Below are 6,976 nucleotides of genomic sequence, written 5' to 3' on the forward strand. Positions count from 1 at the left end.
CTGGTGGTGGGGACGTCCGTCGGGGCGATCAACGGGGCGGCGATCGCGGCGGAGCCGTCGGCGACGACCATCGGGCAGCTGACGCGGCTGTGGTCGGGGCTGGGAGTGTCGGACGTGTTCACCGGTGGGCCGGCGAAGCGGGTGGCGACGGTGATGCGGCACGGACATCTGCATTCCAACCTGCCGTTGCGGGCTCTGCTGCGCAGCCACCTGCCGGACACGTCGATCGAGGAGCTGCCGGTGCGCTTCCAGTGCGTGGCGGCGAGCATCGAACGGGCGGCGGCGCACTGGTTCGACCGGGGTCCGCTGGTCGAGGCGGTGCTGGCATCCTGTGCCGTTCCGGCGCTGCTGCCACCGGTGCGCATCGGCGACGAGCATTTCATCGACGGTGGCATCGTCGATTCGAACCCGGTGGGACGGGCGGTGGAACTCGGCGCGCGGACGGTCTACGTCCTGCATGTGGGACGGATCGAACGGCCGCTGCGACCGCCGCGATGGCCGTGGGAGGCGGGTCTGGTCGCGTTCGAGATCGCGCGGCGCCGTGGGTTCACCGAGGCGATGGCCCGGCTGCCGGCCGGGGTGGCCGTGCACGTCCTGCCGGTGGGTGAGGATCGGAGCGCGCCGCTGGTGCCGCTGCGTTATCGCTCGACGGGTGGGCTGGTCCGGCGGATTCGGCAGGCGGAACAGGCGACCGCGGCCTACCTCGAGGATGCCGCCGCCGGCCGGGTGCGCCCGGTCGACGTCGGCTGACGGGGCGCCGGCCGTGGATGTTCCGCCGTGGGCGGTCCGCCGGTTCGTGATCGATCCGGTGTTCGTGCCGGTCGCGGCGGCGGGGGCGCTGCTCGCCCTCGGTGTCGCCGGGCTCGGGCTGGTGGTCGCGCCGCTGCTGGACCGCCGGCTGCGGGTGGCCCGGATCGCGACGCTGGTCGCGCTCTACCTGGCGATGGAGGCCGTCGTCCTGGTCAGTGCCGGGGCGCTGTGGCTGGTGCGGCCGGTGCTGGGACGGGACCGCTACGAGCGGGCGCATGTGCTCGTGCTGCGCCGCGGGGTGGGTCTGCTCGTCGGGGCGGCCCGCCGACTCGTCCGGCTCGAGCTGGAGATCCACGAGCCGCCGCGCGGTCCGGTCCCGGACGGCCCGGTGCTGGTGCTCGGGCGCCATGCCGGGCCGGGGGACTCGTTCGTGCTCGTTCACCTGTTGCTCAGCCGCTACCAGCTGCTGCCCCGGGTGGTGCTGTTGGACTCGTTGCAGCTGGACCCGGCGATCGACCTGCTGCTCAACCGGCTCGGCGCGTGCTTCCTGCGCAACGACGGCTCGCAGCGGGACGCCGCCCAGCGCATCGGCGCCCTGGCCGGACGGCTACGTCGCGGCGAGGCGCTGGTGATCTTCCCGGAAGGGGCTAACTTCACCCCGGGACGCCGACGGCGGCTGATCGCCCGGCTGCGGGCCCGCGGCCAGTGGGAACGCGCCGCGGTCGCCGAGGATCTCGACGCGGTCCTGCCACCGCGACCGGCCGGGGTGCTCGCCGCCCTCGCGGCCGGCACGGTCGCCGCCACGATGATCGTGGCGCATGCCGGGCTGGACGAGCTCGCCACCCCCGTCGACGTATGGCGGGGGGTGCCCTTCGGCGCACCCCTGGTGCTGCGCTGGTGGTGGGTGCCGGCGGCCGAGATCCCGCCGTCGGCGACCGGACGCACCCAGTGGCTGACCATGCACTGGGCGGTGGTCAACGCCTGGATCGACACCCAGCGTGCCACCGAACGGCCTGCCGAGCGGGTCGAGCCGGGTGAGCCGGAGGTCAGGAACGTCGGGCCATCTTGATGGTCTTCTCGAGTTCGGTGCGGTCGACCTCGGCGACCCGGCCGTTGGTCGGGACGGTGGGGATGTGCCCGCCGCCGAGGACCAGGTCGGTGGTGTGCCGCAGCCCCATGTCCTTCTGCTCGACGTCCAGGATGGCCTCTTCGACCCGATAGAGCTTCTCGATCTTGGCGACCTTCGCCTCGACCTGCGCGGCGACGATGCGCAGCCGGCGTTCGGCCTTGGCCAGGCGCCGTTCGAGGCGGCGGTCGACCAGGTTCGGCATCGGCTCGTCGCGCTCGGTCGGGTCGTGCAGGTAGAGCTCGACGGCGACGGCGACCAGCGGGATCAGCGCCTGGAACAGGATGACCGCACCGCCGGTGGTCTCCCCGGCGGTGCCCTGGCTGCGCACCAGCACACCGGCGACCGACAGCAGCAGGAAGATCGCGGCGGTCAGGCTCAGTGCCAGCGCGGACGAGCGGGACTCGACGAGCTGCTCGCGGACGTCCGGGTCCATCTTGAGCCGTCCGGCGTCGGCGTCGGCGAGCATCTGCTGCTGCGCCCGAGCCAGGATGGACGCCTTGATGCCGTGTGCGAGCGCCACACCGGCGATGAACACCGCGACCCCGAGCAGGCCACCGAGCCACCACTCCGGCCCGTAGCCACCGACGTCCGCGAGCACCGCGTACGACTGGGCGAAGACGTAGAAGTCCAGGGCGGCCAGCACGCTCAGGACGACCTTGCGGGCGGCCTCGGCCAGGGCCATCTGCGGGATGCGCTCCTGGACGCCGACGCTGCGCCACAACCGGCCCTGCTCGACCTTGTTCTTGATCAGTTCGCTGCGGCGCTCCCGGCGTTCGGCCCGGGAGTCGATCTCCATCCGCAGCTCGGCGATCAGCTCCTCCAGCGTGCGCCCGTCGGAGCGCACGGAGGCACGGACCTCCTGGACCTCGGCCTCCTCGAGGCTTTTGAGCACCTTGGGCCGGGTCTCCGCGCCGGCGAGCGCGACGTCGGCATCTCCGACGCGGCGGATGAGCTGCTTGGCCAGACGTCCTGGCTGGTTTCCCCTGCGCAGCACCGTTTCAGGCTCCTGTTTCCGTCATGAGTGGCATCCGCGCGGGTATCAGTCGATCGGGCGGGCGAAGGTGCCGCCGACGAAGCAGAGCATCGCGCAGACGATGCCCAGGACCGAGGCGACCATGGCCTCCCGGGCGCCCTGCTGCTCGTCCCCGGAGAACACCATGGTCAGCACCAGGGTGCCGACGCCGACGACGGCGCCGACCACGCCGAGCAGGAACCGGCGCTGGATGGTCTCCCGCGGCGGCAGCTGGGACAGCGCGTCGATCGGGGCGATCCGGCCGGCACGGGCCTGGTTACCGACGCGGCGGCGGATGTCGCGCAGTCGGAAGGTGTTGCCGGCGATGAAGAAGCTCACCGCGGTCACGATCATCGAGCCGGTCACCGACACGCGTGCGAACGGCGAGGACAGGGTGAGCCACACCCACAGCTCCAACACCGCCAACAGCCCCAGGCAGGTGAGGATGACCACGGTCGAGCGCATAAGCGCGGGGCTGAAGTGCTGGTCCTCCGGTTCGTGCAGGATGCCCATCGGTCGCCTCCTCGGCTTGGGTCCCACCCGGCCCGGAACGGACCTCGACGGTGGGGGTACAGCGGGTGATGCGATCGAGGCATCCGTCGGGTAGGGGTTGTCCTCGGGCGGCGGTCCTGCGGAGGCGGGGGGCAGCGGGCTAGTCACAGTCACTGCTGATCCGTCGGCACAACTCACCCTTGAGGTAGCGGGCGAGCTCCTGCTGCGGGCGGTCCGCGCTGCCCTCGTTGACGCCGATGAAGCGGACCCTGGTCGCCCCGGCCGAGCGGATCTGCCCGGTCTCGAAGCACCGTTTCACCACGGCCTCGGCGATGGTGACCGACGCGGTCTTGCCATCGACGTTCAGGCAGTCGGCCTGCCCGCCGGTGCCGAGCAGATCGGACCAGACCAGCGCGGTCACCGCGGTCGCCTTCACCCCGGGGGTGGCGCGCACCGTGGCGACCTCGTCGTTGATACCGGCGAGCAGCGGTGTGGCGCTGCCGGTCGGGCCGACCTTCGTGGACTGGACGACCTGGCTGATCTCGGTGCCGAGCGCCTTCGAGGCGGCGGCACGGTCCTTCTCCTCCCGGGCGCTGTTACGCCGTTTGACCTGGAACATCCGATCGCCGTGGAAGCAGTCGGAGTAGATCATCGGGCCGCCGGCGGTGGCGACGAGACGGATGTAGGAGCCGTCGCGCAGCGCCGCGTCCAGGTAGGGCTGGACGCGGCTGGCCACCCGGGTCGCGGTGGCCGCCGAGTTGTCGGTGACATCCAGCAGCACCAGCAGCAGCGGCGCCCCGTCCTTGGGGGTCTTCTCCTGGTAGATCTTGCAGTCCAGCGGCCCGGACGCCTTCGCCGTGCCCAGCAGGCCGCCCGGATCGCAGGCGGTCAACGCGGGCACGACCAGCAGCGACACCGCGATCAGGGGTGCGAGCCGGCGGACCAGAGCGGCCCCGCGCGGTGGCCACAGGGCCCTGCGCAGGGACAGGCGGTGCGTCATCGAAGCACGATCTCCACTCGGCGTCGGCTCGCATCGGGGACGCCGTCCCGCGCGCCCTGCTTGCCCCGGCCCTCGACGTCCAGCACTGAGCTGGGAATGTTCTGTGTGGCCAGCCACGCCTCAACCGCCTTGGCACGGTCGAGGGACAGTTCCTGGTTGTCCTCGGTACGGCCGAGGCCGTCGCTGTAACCGATCACCGATATCCGGCCGGGATGCTCACGCACCGCGGGCAGGATCTGCTCCAGTGCCGTCACCGCCTGTGGCATCAGCGTGCTGCTGTTCGAGTCGAACAGGTAGTCGGAACTGACCGTCGTCACCTGGCTTCCGTCTGGCTGGGTGACGAACTTGCTCAGCGGTGGCAACGGGTCGGCTGCGACCGCCGGGGCGGACCGGATCGCGTGCGGGGCCGCGACGAACGACGCCCCACCGCTGCCTGATCCACATCCGGTGGCGGCCAGCCCCACCGTCAGTGCGAGCGCGACACCCACACACATTCGGGTACCCGAAGTCGGGCATGGGCGGACGGCCGGACTGCCGCGCCTGGGCGTGGCATCTCCGGGTGCGCAGTGAGCGTGGTCCACAGTCTGCCCCCAACGGCGAATGCGGGGCCTACCATAACGGGGCCGTTCGGGTCAGCTCAGGACACCCGGGGGTGTTGTGCACGTAGTGGGGTGTACTGGTCCTTTGTTGGGGCCGCGGGTCGCCTCGTCACGAATATCGAGGTCGAGGGCACATAGGCGCCACGCTCCGGCCCCCACTGCCCCCAGGTCGCGGTCAGACCCGCCGGCCACTCGGGTTCCAGCAGGTCAACCAGGGTGAGTCCGGCCCCGACGATTTCCCGGACGCGATCACCGACGGTCCGGTGCGTCTCGGTGTAGACGGCCCGGCCGGCCTCGTCGTGCTCGGTGTAGGCCCGGCGGTCGAAGTAGCTGTGGTAGATCCGCAGGCCGGTGTCCTCATCCGGTTCGTCCGGCAGACACCACACGAACGGGTGGGTCGTGGAGAACACCCAGCGCCCACCGGGACGCAGCACCCGGGCCACCTCGCGCATCAACGCGGCCGAATCGGCCACGAACGGGACGGCCCCGAACGCCGAGCAGGCCAGGTCGACACTTTCGTCGGCCAACGGCAGCGCCACCGCGTCGCCCTGCACCAGCGGCACCTCGATGCCGGTGCGTGCCCCGAGCGCGCGGGCCTGGGCCAGCTGGCCGGCGGACAGGTCCATCCCGACCACCCGCGCCCCCTGGGTCCGCAGCCAGCGGGCGCACTGCGCGCCGCCGCAGCCGATCTCGAGCACGGTCCGTCCGGCCACATCGCCGAGCAGACGCAGCTCGGACTCACGCAGCCCCTCCGGGCTCCAGCAGAAGTCGCTGTCGCCCAGGAACTCGCCGTGTTCGGCCTGGTAGTCGGCCGCGGTGTCGTCCCAGTAGATCCGGCTGGCGTGGCGAGCGGTGTCGGCGTCGATGTCGACGTAGCCGTAGGCCGGCGGGTTGCTCACAGGGTGCCCTCATGGTTGACAGCGGTACCGATCACGGCCCGGTCCTCGGCGACGGTGATCGGGGTGTAGACGACGGGAAGGCCGGTCTGCCGGTCGACGAGCCGGCCACGCCGGCTCTCCCCGACCAGCCGGGCCCGGCCCTCCAGCGAACGCAGGCTCACCTCACGGTCCGCCGGGCCGAACGGGCCCGTCCCGGCCAGACCGGCCTGGGTGGGGTTCTCGGTGGCGTAGACCCGCACGACGGTGCCCGGCACGGTCGTCCAGCGCAGCACCGCGCCGCCGAGGGTGGCGCGGGCCTCCAGATCCAGCACCGCCCGCGGCCGGGCGACCGCGCGGATCACGACCTGACTGGCATCCACCGGGGCCAGCGCGTCCGACCCGTCGGGCCCGACGACCCACACCCGGTAGCGGTAGACCGCACCCGGGGAGACGTCCGCGTCCACGAAGTGCCCGCCGACCCCCCGAAAACGCCGCTTGGCGCCCGACAACGCCGACGACTCGGCGAACGTCCGCTCGATGACCACCTCGTCATGATCGGGCATCGGTCGCCACGACAGCTCCACCGCATCCCCCGACATGGTCGCCCGCAGCACCGTCACCGCCGGCGCCAGCACCCGCGACGGCGTCCGCGCCGCCGTCGAACGCAGCCGCCCGGACGCCCCCGCCAGCACCGCGACCACCTCGTGCCAGTACTCCACCCCGCGCGGCACCCCGGCGTCCGAGAGCTCGGTGGCGGCCGTGATCCCCAGCCCGCGCTCGCGTCGGCCCCCCGGCGCGGACACGTCGGCGAGCACCCGGGACACGCGGTAGGACACCCCGGGGTGTCCGAGGGCTCCCAGCGCAGCAGCACCGCGCCGTCCTGCACCACCCCGACCAGATCCGTCGGCGCCGCCGGCACGCCCGCGGCGGCCCCGCCCACGTCGCCCGGCTGGTTCGCCTGGTCGCTCTGGTGGGCGGCACCCGGGTCGGCGGGGCCCTCCGGGTGGGCCGGGTTGGCTGACCCGGCCGGGCTGGCTGGTTCGTCCGGTTCGGCGCCCGGGTCGCTCTGGTAGGCCGACCGTGTCGGCGGAATGCCCCGGGTGCTCGGTGCCAGCC

The 6,976-nt window shown here is 72.4% G+C and carries 8 protein-coding genes; 2 read left to right on the forward strand and 6 right to left on the reverse strand.

Annotation, left to right across the window (positions count from 1 at the left end; translation table 11 throughout):
* Both G6R24_RS16525 and G6R24_RS16530 read left to right on the forward strand, forming a co-directional pair.
* The coding region (locus tag G6R24_RS16525; protein ID WP_163550137.1) for a patatin-like phospholipase family protein at window positions 1-750 on the forward strand (750 nt) is incomplete at its 5' end.
* Between the two features lie 13 nt (window positions 751-763).
* Window positions 764-1,819, forward strand: a complete 1,056-nt coding sequence (locus G6R24_RS16530; protein WP_163550138.1) for a 1-acyl-sn-glycerol-3-phosphate acyltransferase — start codon at window positions 764-766, stop codon at window positions 1,817-1,819.
* Here G6R24_RS16530 and G6R24_RS16535 read toward each other — a convergent pair.
* From G6R24_RS16535 to G6R24_RS16560, 6 genes are all read right to left on the reverse strand, one after another.
* Window positions 1,797-2,873, reverse strand: a complete 1,077-nt coding sequence (locus G6R24_RS16535) for a hypothetical protein (RefSeq protein ID WP_163550139.1) — start codon at window positions 2,871-2,873, stop codon at window positions 1,797-1,799. The genes G6R24_RS16530 and G6R24_RS16535 overlap by 23 nt on opposite strands.
* 45 nt (window positions 2,874-2,918) lie before the next feature.
* Window positions 2,919-3,404, reverse strand: a complete 486-nt coding sequence (locus tag G6R24_RS16540) for a hypothetical protein (protein ID WP_163550140.1) — start codon at window positions 3,402-3,404, stop codon at window positions 2,919-2,921.
* 139 nt (window positions 3,405-3,543) lie between these two features.
* Window positions 3,544-4,383, reverse strand: a complete 840-nt coding sequence (locus G6R24_RS16545; RefSeq protein ID WP_225438624.1) for a hypothetical protein — start codon at window positions 4,381-4,383, stop codon at window positions 3,544-3,546.
* Window positions 4,380-4,877, reverse strand: coding sequence for an OmpA family protein (locus G6R24_RS16550; RefSeq protein WP_225438625.1), 498 nt, complete (start codon window positions 4,875-4,877; stop codon window positions 4,380-4,382). Before G6R24_RS16550 ends, G6R24_RS16545 begins: the two co-directional genes overlap by 4 nt.
* 143 nt (window positions 4,878-5,020) lie before the next feature.
* Window positions 5,021-5,881: a class I SAM-dependent methyltransferase gene (locus G6R24_RS16555; protein ID WP_163550142.1), complete on the reverse strand. Its 861-nt coding sequence runs from the start codon at window positions 5,879-5,881 to the stop codon at window positions 5,021-5,023.
* Window positions 5,878-6,696 carry a fibronectin type III domain-containing protein gene (locus G6R24_RS16560; protein WP_338084450.1) on the reverse strand — a complete coding sequence of 273 codons (819 nt, stop codon included), beginning with the start codon at window positions 6,694-6,696 and terminating at the stop codon, window positions 5,878-5,880. Before G6R24_RS16560 ends, G6R24_RS16555 begins: the two co-directional genes overlap by 4 nt.
* Window positions 6,697-6,976: the final 280 nt, after the last annotated feature.

It is taken from the genome of Candidatus Frankia nodulisporulans (genome assembly GCF_902806475.1).
In the GTDB taxonomy this organism is placed as follows: domain Bacteria; phylum Actinomycetota; class Actinomycetes; order Frankiales; family Frankiaceae; genus Frankia; species Frankia umida.

Coding starts and splice junctions, on each gene's coding strand:
- G6R24_RS16550 (WP_225438625.1), bottom strand. CDS start 4,877: ATGTGTGTGGGTGTCGCGCTCGCACTGACGGTGGGGCTGGCCGCCACC.
- G6R24_RS16540 (WP_163550140.1), bottom strand. CDS start 3,404: ATGGGCATCCTGCACGAACCGGAGGACCAGCACTTCAGCCCCGCGCTT.
- G6R24_RS16545 (WP_225438624.1), bottom strand. CDS start 4,383: ATGACGCACCGCCTGTCCCTGCGCAGGGCCCTGTGGCCACCGCGCGGG.